The following is a 19770-nucleotide window of genomic DNA, read 5'->3' on the forward strand; positions in this document are numbered from 1 at the left end:
TCAGGGCACGATGCTGGCGCGGACGTCACGCTTGTCTTCGGCGGCAGCGAACGCCTCGTTGATGTCGTCGAGGGAGTAGCAGGCCGATGCCAGACGCTCGAAAGGCAGCCTGTCCTGGTAAGCGGCAAGGAAATCCAGGGCGCGCGACAGCACCGAGGGGTCGTAAAGGGAGACCCCGACCATTGTCTTGTTGGAGAACACGAACCGTGACGGGTCGAACTCGAAAGTCTTCCCGACATTGATGTTGCCGATCTCGACGTACCGGCCGAACTGGCCGAGCAGTTTGAGGCCTTCGTCGATCGCCGACGGGTGCCCGACGACTTCGACCACAACGTCGGCGCCCAGGCCGTCGGTGAGCTTGCGGACGATCTTCGCGCGCTCCTTCTCGGTGGTGACCTCGGTGATGTCGATGACGGCGTCGGCCCCGAACGCGGTGGCCAGTTCGAGGCGTTCCTGCACACCGTCGATCGCGATGACCTTGGCCGCGCCGCGTGCTTTGGCCACTGCCACCGCATACAGGCCCAGCGCGCCCGCGCCCTGCACCACCACGTATTCGCCGAGCTGCTGGTTCACCCGTTCCAGCCCGTACATCACCTGAGATAGAGCACAATTCGCGCCGGCGGCAATATCGTCGGGCACGGCATCGGGGACCGTGTAAAGCACAGCGCCCGCAGGCAACACGAAGTAATCTGCGTAGCCGCCGACGAAGTACGGGGGTTCGTCGGCGCGCCCCAGCATTGCCATCTTCAGGTTCAGGCAGGCATTCCTTCTGCCCGCCAAACAGTTTCGGCAGGTATGACAGCAGAAGAAGTACGGGAAGACCACGCGTGTCCCGATGTGCAGCGGTTTGCCGTTGGAGTCTGAACCGACACCGTCATCCATGGCGGCGATCACACCGACCATCTCGTGGCCCAGCACGGTCGGTAATTGCCCGCCCAAGCCACGCGTGGCGAACGTGCCGTGCCAGGCATGCACATCGGAGCCGCAGATATTGGCCCTGGTGACCTTGATGAGGATTTCACCTGGCCCGATACCGGGTAGGGTGATCGACTCGATCTCGAACGGCTTGCCCGGCTCGTCGAAGCGGGCAATGCGACCCTTGATCGGGGCTTGACTCACGGTGCTGAAAACCTCTCGCTCGTAGACGGTTCCGAGCGTGTCCGAAGAGTGGCACGCACCGCCGACATCGCTGCGAACGCTAACGCCGTGGCTGTCCGGGAGGATTCGGGTGTCCCGCCCAGCGGTCACTGCCGGATGCGGGCCCGATCACAGTCCTCGGCGCGGATCAGTGATCGCTGAACTGATCCCGCAGGAGGCGTTTGAGCAGCTTGCCGCTGGGATTCTTGGGTAGCGTATCGACGAAGAACACCTGCTTGGGTGTCTTGAATCCGGCCAGATGCGTTCTGCAATGGGTCATCAGCTGGTCCTCGGTGATCTGCGTCCCCTCGCGTGGAACCACGGCGGCGACCACCGCCTCCACCCACACCGGATGGGGAAGGCCGAACACCGCCACCTCTTCGACACCGGCGTGCCGGTAGATCACTTCCTCGACCTCTCGGCTGGCGACGTTCTCGCCACCGGTCTTGATCATGTCCTTCTTGCGGTCCACGATGTACAGCAGGCCGTACTCGTCGTAGTAGCCCAGGTCGCCGGAGTGAAACCAGCCACCGCGGAAGGACTCGGCGGTCTTGGCGTCATCGTCCAGATAGCCGAGCATCAGGTGCGGACTCCGATGGGCGACCTCGCCGACGATGCCCGGCGCGACCGGTGTGTCGTCCTCGTCGAGAATTGCGGTCTCCACGTTGATCACGGGCCGTCCCGCGGATCCGGCATGAGCATCCTGGTCCTCCGGGCCCAATGCCGATGCCAGCGGCGCCATCTCCGTCTGGCCGTAGAAGTTCCACAACCGCAGATGGGGAAGTCGCTCTCGCATCTCGGCCAGGATCTCGACGGGCATGGCGGACGCGCCGTAATAACCCTTACGCAAGCTGGACAGGTCGACGTCATCGAAGATCGGTGAGCGCAGCAGCGAGATCCACACCGTCGGCGGGCCAAAATAATTGGTGACGCGATACTTCTCGATGGTGCGCAACACCAACTCAGGGTCGGCTCTCGGCACGATGATGCTGGTGGCGCCCAGATAAATATCGGTGATCAGGAAGTTGTCGAGTTGAGCGCAGTGGTAGAGCGGCAGCGAATGGATTTCGACATCGCTTCCCTCCATCGAGCCGGCGATGATGGAGCTTATGTAATTGCCCATCAGACTCCTGGTGGAGTGCATGGCGCCCTTGGGATACGACTCGGTGCCGCTGGTGTACATCAGCCGGATGAGTTGGTCGTCGTCGATGAGCGGATTGGGCGCCACCGATTCTGTGCGCAACCAGTCGTCGAAATCCGGCCACCCCGCCGGAACGGTCTGGCCGGGCAACACGAGCGTGGCCGTCGTCGTGACGCCTCCTCCGCGCTGCATCGCCGCCTCGGCCACCGGGATCAGACCGGCTTCGACCACGAACCCCGTCGCCCGGCTGTGCCCGAGGATGAAGGCGATTTCCTCGGCGGTGAGCATGAAGTTGACCGGGACGAGCACCACCCCGGAGCGGGCGGTCGCGAACACCAGCACCGCATACTGCCAGCAATTGTGCGCCAGCACGGCCATCCGGTCGCCCACCCCGAATCCATTGTCGGTCAACGCGGCGGCCGCGCGGTCCACCAGGCGTTCGAACTCGGCGAACGTCAAGCTCACATCACCGTCGATGATCGCGATTTTGTGCGGGTGTTTGCGCGCCGGGCGGCGCGGAACGTCGCCGAGCGCGTGGCCGCGAGCCGACGCAAGCACGGCCTTCAGATCATTCATGAGCCGGACTGTATGTCCGGGATCGTCGGTGGAATCACCTGACGTCCCGCTCAGTAGAAGACGGTCCACCGGCGCCGACCGAGTAGTCACATACTCAGCCCGACGAGCAAGGAGGATCGATGACGATCGCTGTGACCGTGGCCGCCGGCGAGAAATCGCTGGACCCAGAGGAACTGCGTGCGAACCTGCGCCAAGCCGACGCCGGCATCCTGGTGGCGGTGCTGGCCCAGCTGACCGGTGACGACGCCGTCGCGGACCGGTACGTCGGCAAGATTTCATTCACCCCCGATCCACCCGAACAGGTGGGCACAACCGATCCGGACACCCAGGCGGCGCTGGTCGAGGCAGTGATGGCCGCGCTTGAAGCACCGCGCCCGGCTGGTGCGCTGCCTTCCGATGACCCCGGCCTGTTCGCACGCGTCGCCCCGTTGGCGTTCGGCAGCGAGGTCGGCGAGGAGTACATCGGCCTGTTGTTGGAGCAGGGTGGATTCCATCCACCTCAGCCGGTGCTGCCGAGAACCGCGACGCTGCCGTCAGATTTCAAGGTCGTAATCGTGGGCGCCGGCATCGCCGGGATGGCCATGGCGCTGGAGTGCGGCGCAGCGGGCGTCGCGTACGAGATCATCGACCGCAACCCCGAGGTGGGGGGCACGTGGTTGACGACCCGCTACCCGGGCATCGGTGTCGACACACCGTCGGCCTACTACTCGCTGTCCCGCGATATCAACGGCGACTGGAGCAGCTATTACCCACAGGGCGCGGAGTACCAGCGTTACCTGCAATCGGTGGCGGACAAGAACGCGTTGCGCGGTCACACCAGGTTCAACACCAGCGTCGAAGCGCTGTGGTGGGACGAGGAACGAAAGATGTGGGAGGTGCGCACCGTCACGGCCGACGGCGCCCGCGAGGTGTTCTACGCCAATGTTGTGGTGCCCGCGGCCGGTTACCTCAATCGCCCGCGCTGGCCTGAGCTCGCAGGGAAGGAGACGTTCGGCGGCGTGAGCGTCCATACCGCCGAGTGGAATCCCGAGCTGTCGCTGCGCGGGAAACGAGTGGCCATCATCGGTGCCGGATGCACCGCAGTCCAGATCGTGGACGCCTCGGTCGACGAGGTTGCTCATTTGACGGTGTTCCAACGCCAGCCGCACTGGGTGGCACCGCGCAAACGACTGACCGATGACGTGCCCGAGCACCGCCGGTGGCTCAACGCACATGTGCCCTACTACGCCAACTGGACTCGGCTGAAATCCTTCTGGGGTACCGCCGACAACAACCATCCCGTGATCATGCGGGACCCGGAGTGGGCGGCAGAACATCTGTCGATCTCGCGGCCCAACGACGTGCTGCTGCAGATGTGCCTGCAGTACATCGACCGCGTTTTCGGGGCAGGGTCGGAACTGGCGAAAAAGGTCACCCCCGACTTCGCGCCGTACGGTAAGCGCATCATCCGCGACCCCGGTGGTTACTACGCGGCGTTGGCCCGAGAGCATGTCGACGTCGAGGCCAGCGAACCCGCCCGGGTGAACGAACGCGGCATCGTCACCCAGGACGGCCGACAGATCGACCTCGACGTGATCATCTACGCCACCGGGTATTACCTGGACTTCCTTTCGACGGTTGATGTCCGCGGCCGCGACGGTCTCAAGCTCACGGATGTGTGGGGCGAGAGCCCAAGTGCCTACCGAGGCGGTCTGGTTCCGGGCTTCCCGAACATGTTCATTTCTTCTGCCCCCAACTACAGCCCGGGGCACGGCGCCGGACACAATTTCGGTGTCGAGGTGATGGTGCATTACGTGATGGAATGCCTGCAGTTGATGGCGGAGCGTCAGGCGGAGATGCTGGAGGTGACGCCCGAGGCCTTCGAAGACTATGTACGACAGATCGACGAGGCGATGGCGCAGACCGTGTGGTGCCATACGCCCACTGCGCATACCTATTACCGCTCCGGTGGCCGCATCGTCACCGCCTTCCCGTTCCGTCTGGTCGACGTGTGGCAGAGCCATCGAGCGCCAAAGTCCGAGGATCTCGTCGTCCGGTGAGCGGAATTCTCAGTGGGAGAACAGCTTTGGTGACCGGCAGCAGTCGCGGAATCGGTCGCGCCGTCGCCCAGCGGCTGGCCGCCGAAGGTGCCACAGTTGCTGTGACGGCACGGTCGTATCTGCCTTCGGTGTCCACGCGGGCCGGTACGGCGTCGGAGTTGCCGGGCACGATCGGGGAGACGATCGAATTGATCGAGTCGGCGGGCGGTTCGGCGTTCGGGGTCGCCTGCGACCTGGAAGACGCCACGCAGCGGGCGCGCCTCGTCGATCAGGTTGTCGAGCGGACGGGGCGGCTCGACATTCTGGTGAACAACGCCGGTTATGCCGATTACTCGGTGATCGAAGACATGCAGATGGACACCTTCGACCGCACCATCGAGCATTACATCCGCACGCCGTTCGTGTTGACCCAGAGCGCAGTCCCGCACATGAAACGCCAGGAGGCGGGTTGGATCGTCAACATCGGTTCGGTGACCGGGCTGTCGCCGGCACGGCCCTACCGGGAGTACAACAAGACGTCCGGTGACGTCGTCTACGCATCCATGAAGGCTGCGCTGCACCGCTTCACCCAGGGCGTCGCCGCCGAACTGCTCGATGCGAACATCGCCGTCAATGTCGTCGGCCCGTCCAGCGCCATCCGCACACCCGGCGCATCGAGTCTGATTCCCGACACCTTCCCGACAGAGCCGGTGGAATACCTCGCCGAGACCGTGCTCGCGATGTGCCATCTGCCCGCCGCCGAACGCACGGGTTTGGTCGCCTTCAGTCTGCACTACCCGTGGTCACAGAAGCTGACGGTGCACGGCCTGGACGGGAAGACCGTCTTGCCGCCGCTGGAGCCCCCGCCAAATGCGAATCCGAATATTCTGCCGCTGGGCTTGTAGAGGGTGCTGCGTCAGCGCAGCACCTGCCCGGTGTCCAGGCAGAAGCTATGGCAGACACGTTCGCGCACAATGGCATCGGGGCACTCCGGATCGAACCAGCGGTCGACCACAGCCCAGTGAATGGGATGCATCAAGTACGCGCCCATGATGCCGTCGGCATCGCTGAACTCCTGTTCGAACACGTGCGTCCATCCCGTCGACCCCACGGTGTGGTTGGGCCGGCTCAACTGCCACGCGCTGATCGTGGACACGTAGCCGGGCAGTCTTTTCAGGTCCTCCTCGAACCGGGACAGGTGCTCCGGGTTGCAGTCTGGCTGCACTCGCAGCAACAGTGCACGGTAGACGGTGCCGGCCGAGCGGTCGGCGATGGCCGTGGGGGAGCCGGGATACCCCGCCCCGTTGACACGGGTGATCGCCGGATCAGCAAGGGCGGCGCCGAACTCTGCGGCCGTCCCGGCCCACTGCGCGATATCGGTGAAGCGCAGATGCAGCAGCAGGTCGCCACCGTTTCGGCTGCCCGGCAGGGTAGGGGCGACAAGGTGTCGGTGTGCTCCGCTGCGGTGCGCGAGGTGTTGCAGGCTGTCGCACAAGCGCTCGCGGTGGGCCTCGTCGACATCGATGAGGCGCGTGACGTTATACATCGCAAAGCTTCTCGACGTCATCGTATGCAGCGGCGGCAGTGCGATCACGTTCGACGATCAGCTCTGCCACACCGTCCCACCAGGCGCCCACCTCGGGATCGGGGCGCCCCTTCCAGGTCATCTCCCACCACGCCTGCGCGCTGGGCAGTGTCCAGGTGATGGTCACGGTGTTGGGTTGAGAGTTGTACCAGATCGGCGGGGACACCAGCACGGTGCACAGCGTCATCCCCCGCTTTCGGGCTTCCGGGGCGTATCCGGCCAGATAGGTATCGACGAACTCGCGGGCGCGTCCGGGACGCGTCACTACTCTGTCGATGACAAAGACCTCACCGCCTGCCATGGGGCCAAGTCTAGGCAGTGATCGCGGTGTGGAAGTTTGCCAATCCCGACCATCGGGAGAGCACCATTGACGTACGCCGACAGAGCGGCGACGGTGCCCTGATGACCGACCTCAGCCCGGATCCGTTCGCCCCCGTCCAACTCGGGCCCGTTCGGCTGCGCAACAGGATCATCAAAGCCGCTACGTCGGAGGGACGTTCGCCCAACGGCCGCGTCACCGACGACCTCATCGATTTCCATCGCAGCTTTGCCGAGGGTGGCGTGGGCATGACGACCGTCGCCTATTGCTGCGTGTCACCCGAGGGCGCCAGCGCCCCGGGGCAGATCGTCATGAACGCCGCAGCGCTACCCGGCCTGCGCACATTGACCGACGTCGTACACGCAGCCGGCGCCGGCATTTCGGCACAGCTCGGGCACGCGGGCGTGGTGGCTCAGAAGAAACTCACCGGGGTCACCGCTGTGGCGCCGAGCCGCTTCATCAATCCGACCTCGTTCGCTTATTGTCGTGAGATCCGGCGCGACGAGATCGCCACCGTCGTCGATCAGTTCGGATCTGCGGCCCAGGTGGCCGTCGATGCCGGATTCGATGCCGTGGAGCTGCATTTCGGTCACCTGTACCTGCCGAGCTCATTTCTCAGCCCACTGATCAATCGGCGCAAGGACGAATACGGCGGCGATATCGACAACCGGTCACGGCTGGTCCGTGAGATTGCCCACCGGGTCCGGGAGGTGGTCGGTGACCGTATCGCGGTGATCGCGAAGCTCGACATGGATGACGGACTGCCCGGCAGCATCTGGATCGATGAGGCGCTACGGACCGTGCAGCTGCTCGACAACGATGCCACCCTGGACGCGATCGAGTTGACGCAGGGATCGTCGGTGTACAAGCCGATGTATCTGTTCCGTGGCGATGTGCCGGTGCGCGAGTTCGCCAGGGTGATGCCGCCCGCGCTGCGCCCCGGGGTACGTATCCTCGGCAAGGGCGTGATGGGATCCTATGCCTACGAGGATCTCTACATGCTCTCCGCCGCACGCCAGTTCGTGCCGATCATGCGCAACACCGAACTGATCCTGCTCGGTGGCATCACCAATCGCGAGCATATCGAGACTGGTATGCGGGAAGGGTTCGGCTTCGTCGCGATGGGGCGAGCGCTGCTGCGTGAACCCGATCTGGTCAACAAGATGAACACCAACCCTGCCGTCCGCAGCCGCTGCAACCACAACAACAAATGCATGGTCACGGTGTTCGCCCGGACACACTGCGTGCTGGACCCAGGCCAGCGCTACGGTGCGCCCGAACCGGTTGCGGCACCCCAGATGCCCTCGGTCACTTCCTGATCGGGCGGCCGACCAGTTCGGCGACGTCTGCGCACACCTGGGCGCGCGCGCGATCGCAGATGTCGAAGGCGGGCATCGTCATAAAGCCGTGGACGCCGCCTTCGAAAAATCGACAGACGGTCGGCACGCCCGCCGCCTCGAGAGCCTTGACGTAGGCAAGTCCCTCGTCGCGCAACGGGTCATGACCGGCCACCACGGCGATGGTCGTCGGCAATCCGGAAAGATCTGCGGCGTACAACGGTGACGCGTACGGATGGGTGCGGTCGGCTGTCCTGGGTACGTACTGATCCCAGTACCACTGAAGAGCGGGCCGCGGGTTGTAGTAACCGCGGCCGAACTCGCGGTACGACGGAGTGTCGAAGTCGGCGGCGATGACCGGGTACAGAAGGATCTGGGCGGCGAGTCGGGGCCCGAGTCGGTCCCGTGCCATCAGTGCCGTGACGGCGGCGAGATTACCGCCCGCACTGTCGCCGCCGACGAGCAGTGCCGACGGGTCACCGCCGAGATCGTCGATGTGCGCTGCCGCCCAAGCTGTTGCGGCATACATGTCCTCGGCTGCTGCGGGCCACTGGCCCTCCTCCGATGCGCGGCGGTAATGCACCGACACCACCACGGCTGACAGGCGATTGGCGAAGTCGCGGCACAACCCGTCGTGACTGTCCAGATCGCAGAACACCCAGCCCCCGCCGTGGGCGTACACGAGGGTGGGAACCGTGGTGTGCGTCGCGGCATCGGGATGGTAGATCCGCACGCTCACCGGACTGTCGGGCCCCGGAATGTCCAGATTCTCGACCGAGGCGACCGGTTCCGGCATTGCCGGCGCGACCAAACGGGCACTGATGGCGGCGCGGGCCTGCACGCCGGTCATCGTGTGCACCGGCGGAAAACCCGCGTCCAGCGTCTCGATGATCGCGGCGATCTGTGGATCGAGGTTCATGCGGGACGCAAGCTGTTGGCGTGCACGGCAGGGCGTGCGACCGGACCGCCCCGCAGCGGACGCATCTGCTGAAGTGTCGGCGCGACCCGAGGGCCACCCTCGACGGCACGCCAGATGCCCAGTGCCGCCATCCGGACAGGGGCGACCATGCGCTGGTCGAACATCATCTGATTCATCGGCCCGCACACCGACACCGCAGCAACCGCCTCACCGGGGTCGCCGATCGGTGCCGCCACACATCCGAAGCCGGGCACCGACTCCTCGCGGTCGAAGGCGATGCCGTGCGATCGCACCTTGAGCAGCTCGCTGCGCAACTGAGCCGGCGTCGAGATCGAGTATTTGGTGCGCCGGGCGAGGCCGTCGGCGTCGGGCATCCCGGTGTCGTCGCCATCGTTGAAGGCGAGCATCGCCTTGCCGACCGCGGCGCAGTGTGCGGGCTGGCGACCGCCGACCCGCGTTGGGATGGCTGCCGTCATTCGGTTGCCGACCTTCTCCATGTACACGACGTCGGATCCTTCGAGGACCGCGAGATGCACGACCAATCCTGTCGCGGCGTGCAGTTCGTGCAGCATCGGGATGGCTGCCTTGTGCAACCGATCCTGGTGCACCGCCAGCGAGCCCAGCTCGACGAGCCGCATTCCGAGCTCATAGTCCCGGCCGCTGCGCCGGAGCCAGCGCAGCTGGACCAGCCGCTCCAGCATCCGGTGAGCCGATGAGCGTGGCAGACCGGTGCGGCGAACGATCTGCGCGAGCGTGAGGCGCCCCGGTCCGTCGAAGGCGTCGAGTACGAGGGATACCCGGTCGATGACGGCGCTCGGGGTTTCGGCAGCGGCCTTTCCGGCGGACGCGGGCGGGCGATCGATCATCACGGTCATCGTGATCCTCCGGTGCTATATGTCTAATAGGCATATGACTAATGCTCATATAGGAGTACCACAACCGTGTGGCTGCTGTCACATAATCGCGCCGATCTGCTCGCTGGTAGGGAGCGCCGATGGCGGGTAGCGACACCGCTACCCGCATTGCGCCGAGGCCCGGTGGGGCGCACGCGCGTCAGACCGACGCTGCGCGGCCGGCGCGGCGACCGTAGAAGCTCCCGTCACCAAGTGAGACACCGCTGGCATATCCCCACGCGGCGAGCCCGGCGGCCGACCGACCGGCCGCGAACAACCCGGGAATCGGGTCACCACTGACATGTAGAACTTCGGCATCGAGGGTGGTGGCCAGGCCGCCGAGGGTGAATCCGCCGGTGGATTCCCTGAGGTCGATCGCGCCGACGGGGGAGCCGATCGGCCGGAGCCACTGCGGCTTCTTGTGCAGCAGCGGATCCTCGCCGCGCCCCGCACCCTCGTTGTAGGCGGCGACGGTGGCTTGCAGGGACCCCGGCGCCAACCCGATCTCGTTCTCCAACTCGGCGACGGTCTCGGCGACCCATGTCGGTGGTCGCATCATCAACTGTGGTGACAGCGAGTTCATCGCCTCGTCCTGGGCTTCACCATCGATGATCAGATACGCCGTGTTGTCCTGGTGATACAGCGTCAGCTGGCCGATACGTCCCGGGTAGGTGTCCTCGGCGACGTAGCGTTGCCCGCGGCTGTTGACCAGGATGCCGCGTACCAGTTGCTGCGGGTCGGCAAAGATGGCGACCTCGGTGGCGTCCATATGCGCGAGGTCGGCCCCGAGCGCCTGAGCCATCTGGATGGCGCGGCCGTCGTGTTGCTCGATCGAGGCGGCCGGGCGGCCTGCGATGCGCGGCGCGTACTGCGCCACCATCGCCTCGTTGTAGGCGAAACTGCCAGTGGCCAGGACCACGCCGCGACTGGCCCGGATGTTCAGCTCGCTGCCGTACCGGCGGGCGATGACACCTACGACCCGGCCACCGGTGTTCACGACGAGTTGTTGCACGCGAACGTCGTACAGCGCCCGGGCGCCTGCCGTCTCGGCGGTATCGACGAGCGGTTTCATCAACATGAAGCCGGCGCTGGCTTCGCCCTGCTTCTTGTTCGACATCTGCGGCACGTGGCCGCGCGGCGCCGGCGCGGCAACCGTGTTGAAGGGGAACGAGTTCTCGCCGCCGGAGTACATCAATCCCTGATCGCCCATCGGCTCCCAGCCTGGCTCGCCGAAAAACTCCGACTTGAACGTCACTCCGCAATCGACAAGCCAATCGAAGTGCGCGACACTACCCGCGCAGTAGTCGGCGATCCGCGCTTCGTCGGCGCCGGGCCCCATGGCCGCGTTGAGGAAAGCGGCCATATTGTCGACCGAATCGCTGAAACCGCATGCTGTTTGGAGTGCGGTGCCACCGCCGAGGTAGATGAATCCACCTGCCATGGCGGCGGCACCGCCCCAGGAGCCGGTGCGCTCCAGCACGAGCACATCGGCGCCGGCGCGCGCAGCTTCGACTGCCGCGGCGGCCCCGGCGATGCCATAACCGGCAATGACGACGTCGGCTTCATGATCCCAGTGCGAGATCTTTGCTTCCGGCACCGGGACCAGGTCGGTGCTCACGGACGCATCGCGGCGGGAAGGTCGTCGACCCACTGGTGTCCCCAGTAGCTGTCGGCGGTGATCTCCTCGGCGGTGTAGTAGTTCTCGTCGACCCGCATGCCTTCGGTGCCGAACTCGATGTCCCAGTCGCCGGGGGCGCGGACATAGAACGAGACCATCTTGTCGTTGGTGTGCCGTCCCAGCGTCGAGGACAACTGGAACCCGTCCGTGTTGATGCGGTCGAGGGCTTGGCCGACCGCATCGAGGGTGTCGACCTCCACCATCAGATGGATGAGTCCTGGGTCCCGCAGGGTGGCGGACGGGCACAACGCCAGGCTGTGGTGGCGCTGGTTGACGCCCAGGAAGCGCACCCGGACGGGGCCGAACTCCGGCGGAACCGGGACACGGAACGCACCGCGGGATTTGAATCCCAGCACGTCGGTGTAGAAGTCGAACATCCCCGGCACATCGAGCGCGGGCAGTACCACGTGTCCCAGGCCCTGCTCGCCGGTCACGAACCTGGCACCAAACGGTGTGACGACGGGGCTGTGGTCGAGCACGGCGCCGTGGAACACCTCCAGCGATGTCCCCGCCGGATCCTCGAACGCGATGACCTGTTCCACCCGGCGACTGTCGGCCTCGGCCAGTGACAACTCTTTGTACGGCGTGCCCGCGCCCTCCAACTTGCGCTTGACCTGAACGAGATCGGCACTGTCGCGGACCTCCCAGCCGACCGTGACGATCTTGTCGGTGTTGCCGGGGGAGATGATGATCCGTGCGGCCCGCTCGTCCATCCGTAGATACAGCGATTCGGGATCGGGCCCGGTGCCGGTGGCAAAACCCAGTGCGCCGAGGGCGAATTCGTGCCAACGCTGCATGTCGGTGGCCTGTACCGTCACGTAGCCGAGGCTCTTGATCAGTCCCATGTGTCGGCCTCCTTAGATCATCGCCCGAAGGGGACCCTGTGGGTCCACTCCGAGTGAACTGAGTGCCGATGCGTGATACACCGTGCTCGGGACGTGGATCGCATGTGCTTGACCCACGTGGACATCACGCCAGTACCGTTGCAGCGGCTTGTCCATTCGCGTGCCATTGCCACCGCAGCGCGCGAAGATCTCGTCGACCGCGGACACCGCACGCCAGACCGCGCGGACCTGGGTACGGCGCCCCGCGGCACGGTCTTCGAAGGAGACCTCTTTGCCGGCATCGACCATGTCGTAGATCCGGTCGACGTTGGCCAGCAGTTCCTGCCGTGCGGCGTTGATATCGGCAGCCGCCTCACCGATGGCGTACATGACATACGGATCGTCCTTGATGGCGACTCCGCTGGAATTCACGCGCTGGCGCTGGTAATCCAGCGCAGCGGCGAGAGCGCCCTCGGCGATACCGATGGTGGCCGACGAGATGCCGAGCGGAAACATCGTCGACCACGGCATCAGGTAGAGGGTTTCGGTCATCCCGGCTTCGCGCTGGGCGGTGCCGTCCATCACCTTCATCGCATCCATGGTGCGGTAGGACGGCACGAATGCATCCTTGACGATGACGTCCTTGGATCCGGTGCCGCGCAAGCCGACGACATCCCACGAGTCCTCCACGATCTCGTAGTCCGAGCGCGGCAGGATCATGTGCAACATCTGCGGCGGCATCAGCGGCTCGCCTGCGTCGTCGCCGATCATGGCGCCGAGAAAGATCCAGTCGCAGTGGTCGGTGCCCGAGCTGAACTGCCAACGGCCGTTGAAGATGTAGCCGCCGTCAACGGGCCTGGCCACACCCTGCGGGGCATAGGGGGAGGCGACCCAGGTGTCGACATCGTCGGCCCAGATCTCGGCACCGACTCGGGGATCGGCGTAGGCGAGCTGATAGGGGTGCACTCCGACCACGCCGTTGATCCAGCCCGCGGACGGGTCGAGTGCCGCGGTGGCCATCACGGTCTCGGCGAACTCGCGGGGATGAACCTCCATGCCACCGTGCAGCTTTGGCTGTAGAAGGCGGATGTTGCCGAGCTGCTTCATCGTCTTGACCGTGTTGTCGGTCAGCTTGCCGATCTTCTCGGCTTCCTCGGCCTGTCCGCGTAGTTGCTCTGCGACCTCGCCGAGACTGTCGATCACCCGTTGTGTCATGTCTACGATGGTGGCGGCACCCACGGTGGACCTGCATGTCCCGTCCCGGTGAGCGGACGAGATTCGCTCCGGCGGCCGGCCAGATCAGAACTCCACGGTAACCGTATCGGACAGCGGGCAGGCCTGACAGGCCAAGAACAGCCCCTCGGCGATGTCCTGTTCTTCAAGGATCCCGGCGTTACCCAGATCGACTTGGCCTGCCGTCACCGTGGCCGCGCACGAACCGCAGTTGCCTTCCCGGCAGGAGTAGGGGACCTCGATGCCGGCCGCCATCATCGTATCGACGAGGTTGCGCCCTACCGGCCAGCGCAGTTGGTGCACTTCGCCGTCGATGGTGATCTCGGCGTCGGCTGCTTGGCCGTCGGACGGCAGGTCTTCGATCACCACTTCGGCGAACGGATCGCCGTCCAGTGACTGGAACACCTCCAGATGGATGTGTTCGCGCGGGATTCCGGCCGCAGTCAGTGTTTCCTTGACGACTGACATGAACGGTGCGGGCCCGCAGATGAACGAGTGGTAGCCCGAGTACAGCAAGGCGAAATTGCTCAGTTGCGCGAGGGTGGGCAGACCTTGGATCGACTCCAGCCAATGCAGCACGGTGAGACGGCCTGCATAACGCGCCGCCAGTTCACGCAATTCGGCCGCGAAGATGACCGATGCCTCGTCGCGATTGGCGTAACAGAGCACGACCCGGCCGGTCCCGACCGCGAGCACGGACTTGAGAATCGACATGACGGGTGTGATGCCGCTCCCGGCGGCCCACAGCAGGAAGTCACCGTGCAGGTCGTGTGGCGTGAACACTCCCGAGGGTGGCAACGATTCGATCGTGTCACCCACGGAGACGTTGTCGCACAGCCAGTTCGACCCGTACCCGCCATCGGTGCGCTTGACGGTGACCTTTGGGGCATCGCTGGTGTGCGGTGAGCTCGCCAGGGAGTAGCAGCGCGCCACCGATCCGGTCTCGTCGCTCGGGATGCGCAGGGTCAGGAACTGACCGGGCCGATACCCGAAATGCTCTTGGTGTTCGCCGGGCACCGCGAAGACAAGTGATCTCGCGTCTCGACTTTCTTCGATCACTTCAGTGACGGTCAAAGGAACTGCTCGGGGGGAAGCCGGGGGGCGGCTGCCGGTGTCGACGTCGCTCATGGACTGCAGTTTGGCCGAGCACCGCACGGTTATGGAGTTGCGCTGCCAGTGGCCGGGACGAAATTCCGGTGACCGGTCAACGGGATGTGAACGGGCCCGGTGAGTACGCAGCTTCTACCGTTCCTGATGTGAGTGCGACTCAGGACACTGTCGACGTTGTTGTGGTTGGTGCCGGCTTCGGCGGCCTGTACGCCCTGCACAAGTTCCGCCATCAGGGACGGTCGGTGCGGGTCTTCGAAGCCGCACCCGAGGTGGGCGGAACCTGGTATTTCAACCGGTACCCGGGCGCGCGATGCGATGTGGAGAGCCTGGACTACTGCTACTCGTTCTCCGACGAACTCCAGCAGGAGTGGACGTGGACGGAGAAGTACGCCACGCAACCCGAAATACTTTCCTACATCAAGTGGGTCGCGGACCGCCTGGATCTGCGCAGCGGAATCACCTTTGACACGAGAGTCTCGTCGGCGGTCTTCGATGAAGACGCGCTGTTGTGGACGGTGACCACCGAGGGCGGTGAGACGGTCCGGTCGCGTTTTGTGGTGATGGCCACCGGGCCGCTGTCTTCGCCGTTGACCCCGAACATCAACGGCCTCGACAGTTTTGGTGGCGAGGTGTACCACACCGCGCACTGGCCGCACGAGGGCGTCGACTTCACCGGTAAACGGGTGGCCGTGATCGGTACCGGTTCCTCAGGCATTCAATCGATCCCGATCATCGCCGAACAGGCCGCACGGCTCTACGTGTTCCAGCGCACCCCGAACTACAGCGTGCCGGCAGGCAACCGCACGCTCGATCTCGACGAAATCAAGCATGCGAAGGACACCTACGCCGAGCGGCGACGAATGTCGTGGCGCAGCGGCGGCGGGTCACCGCACGTGGCACATCCCAAGATGACGATGGAAGCCAGCCCGGAGGAACGCCGCGCAGCATTCGAAAAGCGCTGGCAGTTGGGCGGTGTGCTGTTCTCGAAGACCTTCGCCGATCAGATGATCGACATGGACGCCAATGACGAAGCCCGCAAGTTCTACGAGGAAAAAGTACGCGCCGTCATCGACGATCCCGACGTCGCCGACCTGCTGATCCCCAACGATCACCCGATCGGCACCAAGCGGATCTGCACCGACACCAACTACTTCGAGACGTACAATCGCGACAACGTAGAACTGGTGAGTGTACGCAAAACACCGATCGAGTCGATCGATGCGACCGGGATCAACAGCTCCGAAGACCATTACGCAGTCGACGCGATCGTGCTGGCCACCGGTTTCGATGCCATGACCGGGACGCTGGCCAAGATCGACATCGTGGGCCGTGACGGGCGGAAGCTGATCGACGACTGGGCCGATGGCCCGCGGACCTACCTGGGGCTCGGAGTCGACGGATTCCCCAACCTGTTCCTGGTTTCCGGCCCGGGTGCGCCGGCGGTGTTGGCCAACATGGTGCTGCACGCCGAGGCACACATCAATTGGATCTCCGATGCGATCGACTACCTCGATGAGCACGGCCTGAGCGCTATCGAAGCGACCACCGATGCGGTGGACGACTGGGTCGCCGAATGTAACCGACGGGCCGACGGGACGCTGTTCCCCAAGGCGAACTCGTGGTACATGGGCGCGAACGTGCCCGGTAAACCGCGCGTCTTCATGTTGTTCATCGGCGGTTTCGCGGTCTATCTCGACATTTGCGCCGAGGTCGCCGACGCCGGATACAAGGGCTTCAGCCTGCTCAAGAATTCGTGAGGGAGGGATGGTGGCTACCTTTCTCGTGACGGGTTCGGCTTCGGGCATGGGGCAGGCCGCGGCGGAGCGGTTGCGCAGTTCGGGCCACCGCGTGATCGGCGTCGACGTCAAGGACGCCGATGTGGTGGCCGACCTGTCCACCGACACCGGACGCGCCGTTGCCGCCGCCGCCGTGGTCGAGCAGTGTGGAGGCGTCTTGGACGGTGCGGTGCTCGCCGCGGGTTTGGGGCCGATTGCAGGCCGAGATCGACTGATAGTTCAGGTCAACTACTTTGGGGTTGTCACCCTGCTGACCGCACTACAGCCCGCCTTAGCCCGATCCGGGCGGGCCAAGGTTGTGGTGGTTTCCAGTAACTCGACGACCACCACGCCTGCCGTCCCACGGCGCGCGGTGCGGGCACTGCTGGACGGTGATGCGGAAAGGGCGCTGCGGGCGGTCCGCTGGTTCGGCAAACGATCGTCGCCGATGATCTACGCCGCGTCGAAAATTGCGGTATCCCGCTGGGTGCGGCGGCACGCGGTCACACCGGAGTGGGCGGGTGCCGGCATCCGGCTCAACGCGCTCGCGCCGGGGGCAGTCATGACGCCGCTGCTGGCCGAGCAACTGGCCAATCCGTCGGAGGCCAAGGCAATAGGCGCTTTCCCGGTTCCGGTCGGCGACTACGGAGACGCCGGTCAGCTCGCCGACTGGATGGTGTTCATGCTTTCCGATGCCGCGGATTTCCTTTGCGGCAGCGTGGTGTTCGTCGATGGTGGCTCAGACGCGTACTTCCGCTCGGAATCCTGGCCCGCTTCGGTGCCGGCCAGGATGCTGCCGCGGTACGCGCTGCGGTTCCTGGGCTATCGACGTTTCATGCATCGCTCTCAGTGAGGAAAGCGAGCACAGTCCGCTCGAACGCCGCCTTGGCTTCGATCATCACCCAGTGCCCGCAATTCGGGAACACATGCAGTTCGGCGTTGGGGATGGTCCGCATCGGTATCAGCGCCATATCCAACGGGCTCACCCGATCATCGCGTCCCCACGTCAACAACGTCGGAGCAGCGACTTTGTGCATGGTCGACCATGGCAGCGGGAAGTCGGCGTTGCGCATCATTTCCATCATCGCCGCGAAGGCGGCCTTGCCGTACATGCGCCGTGCCGCGGCGAGTGTTTCGGGGTCGGTGGCCAGCTCCCAGCGTTCGGCGATCAGTTCTTCGGTCACCAGCGCTTCGCTGTAAACCATGGAGCGTAGCCAATCGATCAGCCTCTGCCGGGTCGGTTCCTCGGTGAATTCCTGAAGTAGTCGGATTCCCTCACTTGGCCCGGGGCTGAATATGTTGGTGCCGATGCCACCGATGGTGACCAGCTTGCCGACCCGGTCGGGGTGGTGAGTGGCGAAGTTGATGCCGACCCCGCCTCCCATGGAGTTGCCGATCACGTCGACTTTCTGTAGGCCGAGCGCATCCACGAACTGCACGGCAGCGCCCTGCGCGTCCAGCATCGGGTGGCCACCGAAGTCGTCGCTGACGCCGAAGCCGGGGAATTCCAGCACCAGGCAGCGGAAATGCTCGGCGAAGAACCCGAGGTTGCCGCGATAGTTTCGCCAGCCCGTCACGCCCGGACCGGAGCCGTGCAACAGCAGCAGAGGAGGGCCGTCGCCGGTCTCGTGGTAACGCAGGACACCGGATGGTGTGCTGACTTCACGCTGGGTCTCTCGGTAGTCGACAGTCATAGTTTCATTTCACACGACCGTGGCGACAGCACCACCGCCGGTGCCGGAGAGCGGGATGCTTCCGCCAATGTGAACTGCGAGACTTCCGGTGAGTGGACGCCGCAGTGGATGTTGCCGTCGGCGGCGGCACAATTGTGCCAACGCCGGCCCGACTGGTTTGGCGCAACGGTTTTGGAGAGGTGGCGCCGTGTTACCCGTGCAGGTCCGTGACGAGCTCGCTGCCGACCTGGCTCAGGCCGAGCGTAGYCGGGTGCCGACGACTCCGTTGACGGATCGGTATGGCGATATCGATGTGGTCGATGCCTATGAGATTCAGTTGATCAATATTCGGCAGCGGGTGGCTGAGGGTGCGCGGGTGATCGGGCACAAGGTGGGGCTGTCGTCTGAGGCNGTGGTCGATGCCTATGAGATTCAGTTGATCAATATTCGGCAGCGGGTGGCTGAGGGTGCGCGGGTGATCGGGCACAAGGTGGGGCTGTCGTCTGAGGCGATGCAGAAGATGATGGGCGTCGATGAGCCTGATTACGGTCATCTGCTCGCCGATATGGAGGTTTTCGAGGACAAACCGGTTGCGGCGGGCCGGTTTCTGTATCCGCGGGTGGAGGTCGAGGTGGGTTTCATCCTGGCCGATGATCTGCCCGGGGCGGGGTGTACCGAGGATGACGTGCTGGCGGCCACGGCGGCGTTCGCACCGTCGATTGAGCTGATCGACACCCGGATCACGGACTGGAAGATCAAGTTGTGCGACACGATCGCCGATAACGCCTCGTCGGCGGGTTGGGTGTTGGGCCCGGAGCGGGTGTCGCCCAAGGACATTGACATCAAAAACATCAGCGCCGTGCTTAAACGCAACGGCGAGGTGGTGGCCGAGGGCCGCAGTGACGCTGTNGTGGTCGATGCCTATGAGATTCAGTTGATCAATATTCGGCAGCGGGTGGCTGAGGGTGCGCGGGTGATCGGGCACAAGGTGGGGCTGTCGTCTGAGGCAATGCAGAAGATGATGGGCGTCGATGAGCCTGATTACGGTCATCTGCTGGCCGATATGGAGGTTTTTGAGGACAAACCGGTTGCGGCGGGCCGGTTTCTGTATCCGCGGGTGGAGGTCGAGGTGGGTTTCATCTTGGCCGATGATCTGCCTGGGGCGGGGTGTACCGAGGATGACGTGCTGGCGGCCACGGCGGCGTTCGCACCGTCGATCGAGTTGATCGACACCCGGATCACCGACTGGAAGATCAAGTTGTGCGACACGATCGCCGATAACGCGTCCTCGGCGGGATGGGTGTTGGGTCCGGAGCGGGTGTCGCCCAAGGACATTGACATCAAAAACATCAGCGCCGTGCTTAAACGCAACGGCGAGGTGGTGGCCGAGGGCCGCAGTGACGCTGTGCTGGGCAATCCGGTGACCTCGGTGGCGTGGTTGGCSCGCAAGGTYGATCAGTTCGGGGTGCGTCTTCGTGCGGGTGACATCGTGTTGCCGGGTGCGTGCATGCGTGCGATAGATGCTCGTCCCGGTGACGATTTCGTAGCAGAT

At 64.6% G+C, this 19770-nt stretch carries 16 protein-coding genes and 3 pseudogenes; 8 read left to right on the forward strand and 11 right to left on the reverse strand.

The features are described 5' to 3' along the window. Positions 1-1119: a zinc-binding dehydrogenase gene (locus ASE48_RS15925; RefSeq protein ID WP_057168088.1), complete on the reverse strand. Its 1119-nt coding sequence runs from the start codon at positions 1117-1119 to the stop codon at positions 1-3. Between the two features lie 166 nt (positions 1120-1285). After that, on the reverse strand, positions 1286-2854 hold the full coding sequence (locus ASE48_RS15930; RefSeq protein ID WP_057168089.1) for an acyl-CoA synthetase: 1569 nt from the start codon (positions 2852-2854) through the stop codon (positions 1286-1288). A gap of 119 nt (positions 2855-2973) precedes the next feature. Here ASE48_RS15930 and ASE48_RS15935 point away from each other — a divergent pair, with 119 nt between their 5' ends. Both ASE48_RS15935 and ASE48_RS15940 read left to right on the forward strand, forming a co-directional pair. Beyond that, positions 2974-4893, forward strand: coding sequence for a flavin-containing monooxygenase (locus ASE48_RS15935; protein ID WP_057168090.1), 1920 nt, complete (start codon positions 2974-2976; stop codon positions 4891-4893). Then, positions 4890-5777 carry an SDR family NAD(P)-dependent oxidoreductase gene (locus ASE48_RS15940; RefSeq protein WP_057168091.1) on the forward strand — a complete coding sequence of 296 codons (888 nt, stop codon included), beginning with the start codon at positions 4890-4892 and terminating at the stop codon, positions 5775-5777. Before ASE48_RS15935 ends, ASE48_RS15940 begins: the two co-directional genes overlap by 4 nt. A gap of 11 nt (positions 5778-5788) precedes the next feature. Here ASE48_RS15940 and ASE48_RS15945 read toward each other — a convergent pair whose 3' ends face one another. Both ASE48_RS15945 and ASE48_RS15950 read right to left on the reverse strand, forming a co-directional pair. Next, the gene (locus ASE48_RS15945; protein WP_057168092.1) at positions 5789-6418 is read right to left on the reverse strand and encodes a Dabb family protein; all 630 of its coding nucleotides are present in this window, start codon (positions 6416-6418) and stop codon (positions 5789-5791) included. Next, entirely contained in the window at positions 6411-6758 is a 348-nt protein-coding gene (locus ASE48_RS15950) for a hypothetical protein (RefSeq protein ID WP_057168093.1), read from the reverse strand. The genes ASE48_RS15945 and ASE48_RS15950 overlap by 8 nt, the downstream gene beginning before the upstream one ends. Positions 6759-6859: 101 nt before the next feature. Here ASE48_RS15950 and ASE48_RS15955 point away from each other — a divergent pair, with 101 nt between their 5' ends. Next, positions 6860-8095, forward strand: a complete 1236-nt coding sequence (locus ASE48_RS15955; protein ID WP_057168104.1) for an NADH:flavin oxidoreductase — start codon at positions 6860-6862, stop codon at positions 8093-8095. On the opposite strand, the gene ASE48_RS15960 is transcribed toward ASE48_RS15955, so the two are convergent. From ASE48_RS15960 to ASE48_RS15985, 6 genes are all read right to left on the reverse strand, one after another. Next, entirely contained in the window at positions 8085-9032 is a 948-nt protein-coding gene (locus ASE48_RS15960) for an alpha/beta hydrolase (protein ID WP_057168094.1), read from the reverse strand. The two genes, ASE48_RS15955 and ASE48_RS15960, sit on opposite strands and share 11 nt — an antisense overlap. Continuing rightward, a complete protein-coding gene (locus ASE48_RS15965) occupies positions 9029-9907 on the reverse strand; it encodes an IclR family transcriptional regulator (RefSeq protein ID WP_057168095.1) in 879 nt (292 codons plus the stop codon). The genes ASE48_RS15960 and ASE48_RS15965 overlap by 4 nt, the downstream gene beginning before the upstream one ends. Before the next feature lie 178 nt (positions 9908-10085). Continuing rightward, positions 10086-11543 (reverse strand): FAD-dependent oxidoreductase, encoded by a 1458-nt coding sequence (locus tag ASE48_RS15970; RefSeq protein ID WP_057168096.1) that lies wholly within the window; start codon positions 11541-11543, stop codon positions 10086-10088. After that, a complete protein-coding gene (bphC, locus tag ASE48_RS15975) occupies positions 11540-12448 on the reverse strand; it encodes a biphenyl-2,3-diol 1,2-dioxygenase (RefSeq protein WP_057168097.1) in 909 nt (302 codons plus the stop codon). Before bphC ends, ASE48_RS15970 begins: the two co-directional genes overlap by 4 nt. A gap of 12 nt (positions 12449-12460) precedes the next feature. Next, positions 12461-13642, reverse strand: coding sequence for an acyl-CoA dehydrogenase family protein (locus ASE48_RS15980; protein ID WP_057168098.1), 1182 nt, complete (start codon positions 13640-13642; stop codon positions 12461-12463). Positions 13643-13726: 84 nt separating this feature from the next. Continuing rightward, on the reverse strand, positions 13727-14788 hold the full coding sequence (locus ASE48_RS15985; RefSeq protein ID WP_057168105.1) for a ferredoxin--NADP reductase: 1062 nt from the start codon (positions 14786-14788) through the stop codon (positions 13727-13729). A gap of 86 nt (positions 14789-14874) precedes the next feature. Between ASE48_RS15985 and ASE48_RS15990 the strand changes: the two genes are divergently transcribed. Next, on the forward strand, positions 14875-16527 hold the full coding sequence (locus tag ASE48_RS15990; protein WP_156409228.1) for a flavin-containing monooxygenase: 1653 nt from the start codon (positions 14875-14877) through the stop codon (positions 16525-16527). A 10-nt stretch (positions 16528-16537) separates the two neighbouring features. After that, a complete protein-coding gene (locus tag ASE48_RS15995; protein WP_057168106.1) occupies positions 16538-17398 on the forward strand; it encodes an SDR family oxidoreductase in 861 nt (286 codons plus the stop codon). Here the strand turns inward: ASE48_RS15995 and ASE48_RS16000 are convergent. Beyond that, positions 17379-18239, reverse strand: a complete 861-nt coding sequence (locus tag ASE48_RS16000; protein WP_057168100.1) for an alpha/beta fold hydrolase — start codon at positions 18237-18239, stop codon at positions 17379-17381. The two genes, ASE48_RS15995 and ASE48_RS16000, sit on opposite strands and share 20 nt — an antisense overlap. A 187-nt stretch (positions 18240-18426) precedes the next feature. Between ASE48_RS16000 and ASE48_RS33815 the strand changes: the two are divergent. From ASE48_RS33815 to ASE48_RS16010, 3 pseudogenes are all read left to right on the forward strand, one after another. Next, positions 18427-18531, forward strand: a pseudogene (locus ASE48_RS33815) (2-keto-4-pentenoate hydratase); the annotation flags it as partial. 99 nt (positions 18532-18630) lie between these two features. Beyond that, a pseudogene (locus ASE48_RS33820) lies at positions 18631-19127 on the forward strand (2-keto-4-pentenoate hydratase); the annotation flags it as partial. A gap of 1 nt (position 19128) precedes the next feature. Further along, a pseudogene (locus ASE48_RS16010) lies at positions 19129-19770 on the forward strand (2-keto-4-pentenoate hydratase); the annotation flags it as partial.

The sequence above is a fragment of the Mycobacterium sp. Root265 genome (assembly GCF_001428895.1).
GTDB lineage: Bacteria > Actinomycetota > Actinomycetes > Mycobacteriales > Mycobacteriaceae > Mycobacterium.

Bases quoted from the DNA above. Each gene is read 5' to 3' on its own strand.
- ASE48_RS15935 (WP_057168090.1), top strand. From the start codon at position 2,974: ATGACGATCGCTGTGACCGTGGCCGCCGGCGAGAAATCGCTGGACCCA.
- ASE48_RS16000 (WP_057168100.1), bottom strand. From the start codon at position 18,239: ATGACTGTCGACTACCGAGAGACCCAGCGTGAAGTCAGCACACCATCC.
- ASE48_RS15980 (WP_057168098.1), bottom strand. From the start codon at position 13,642: ATGACACAACGGGTGATCGACAGTCTCGGCGAGGTCGCAGAGCAACTA.
- ASE48_RS15930 (WP_057168089.1), bottom strand. From the start codon at position 2,854: ATGAATGATCTGAAGGCCGTGCTTGCGTCGGCTCGCGGCCACGCGCTC.
- ASE48_RS15965 (WP_057168095.1), bottom strand. From the start codon at position 9,907: ATGACCGTGATGATCGATCGCCCGCCCGCGTCCGCCGGAAAGGCCGCT.
- ASE48_RS15945 (WP_057168092.1), bottom strand. From the start codon at position 6,418: ATGTATAACGTCACGCGCCTCATCGATGTCGACGAGGCCCACCGCGAG.
- bphC (WP_057168097.1), bottom strand. From the start codon at position 12,448: ATGGGACTGATCAAGAGCCTCGGCTACGTGACGGTACAGGCCACCGAC.
- ASE48_RS15955 (WP_057168104.1), top strand. From the start codon at position 6,860: ATGACCGACCTCAGCCCGGATCCGTTCGCCCCCGTCCAACTCGGGCCC.
- ASE48_RS15985 (WP_057168105.1), bottom strand. From the start codon at position 14,788: ATGAGCGACGTCGACACCGGCAGCCGCCCCCCGGCTTCCCCCCGAGCA.
- ASE48_RS15950 (WP_057168093.1), bottom strand. From the start codon at position 6,758: ATGGCAGGCGGTGAGGTCTTTGTCATCGACAGAGTAGTGACGCGTCCC.
- ASE48_RS15960 (WP_057168094.1), bottom strand. From the start codon at position 9,032: ATGAACCTCGATCCACAGATCGCCGCGATCATCGAGACGCTGGACGCG.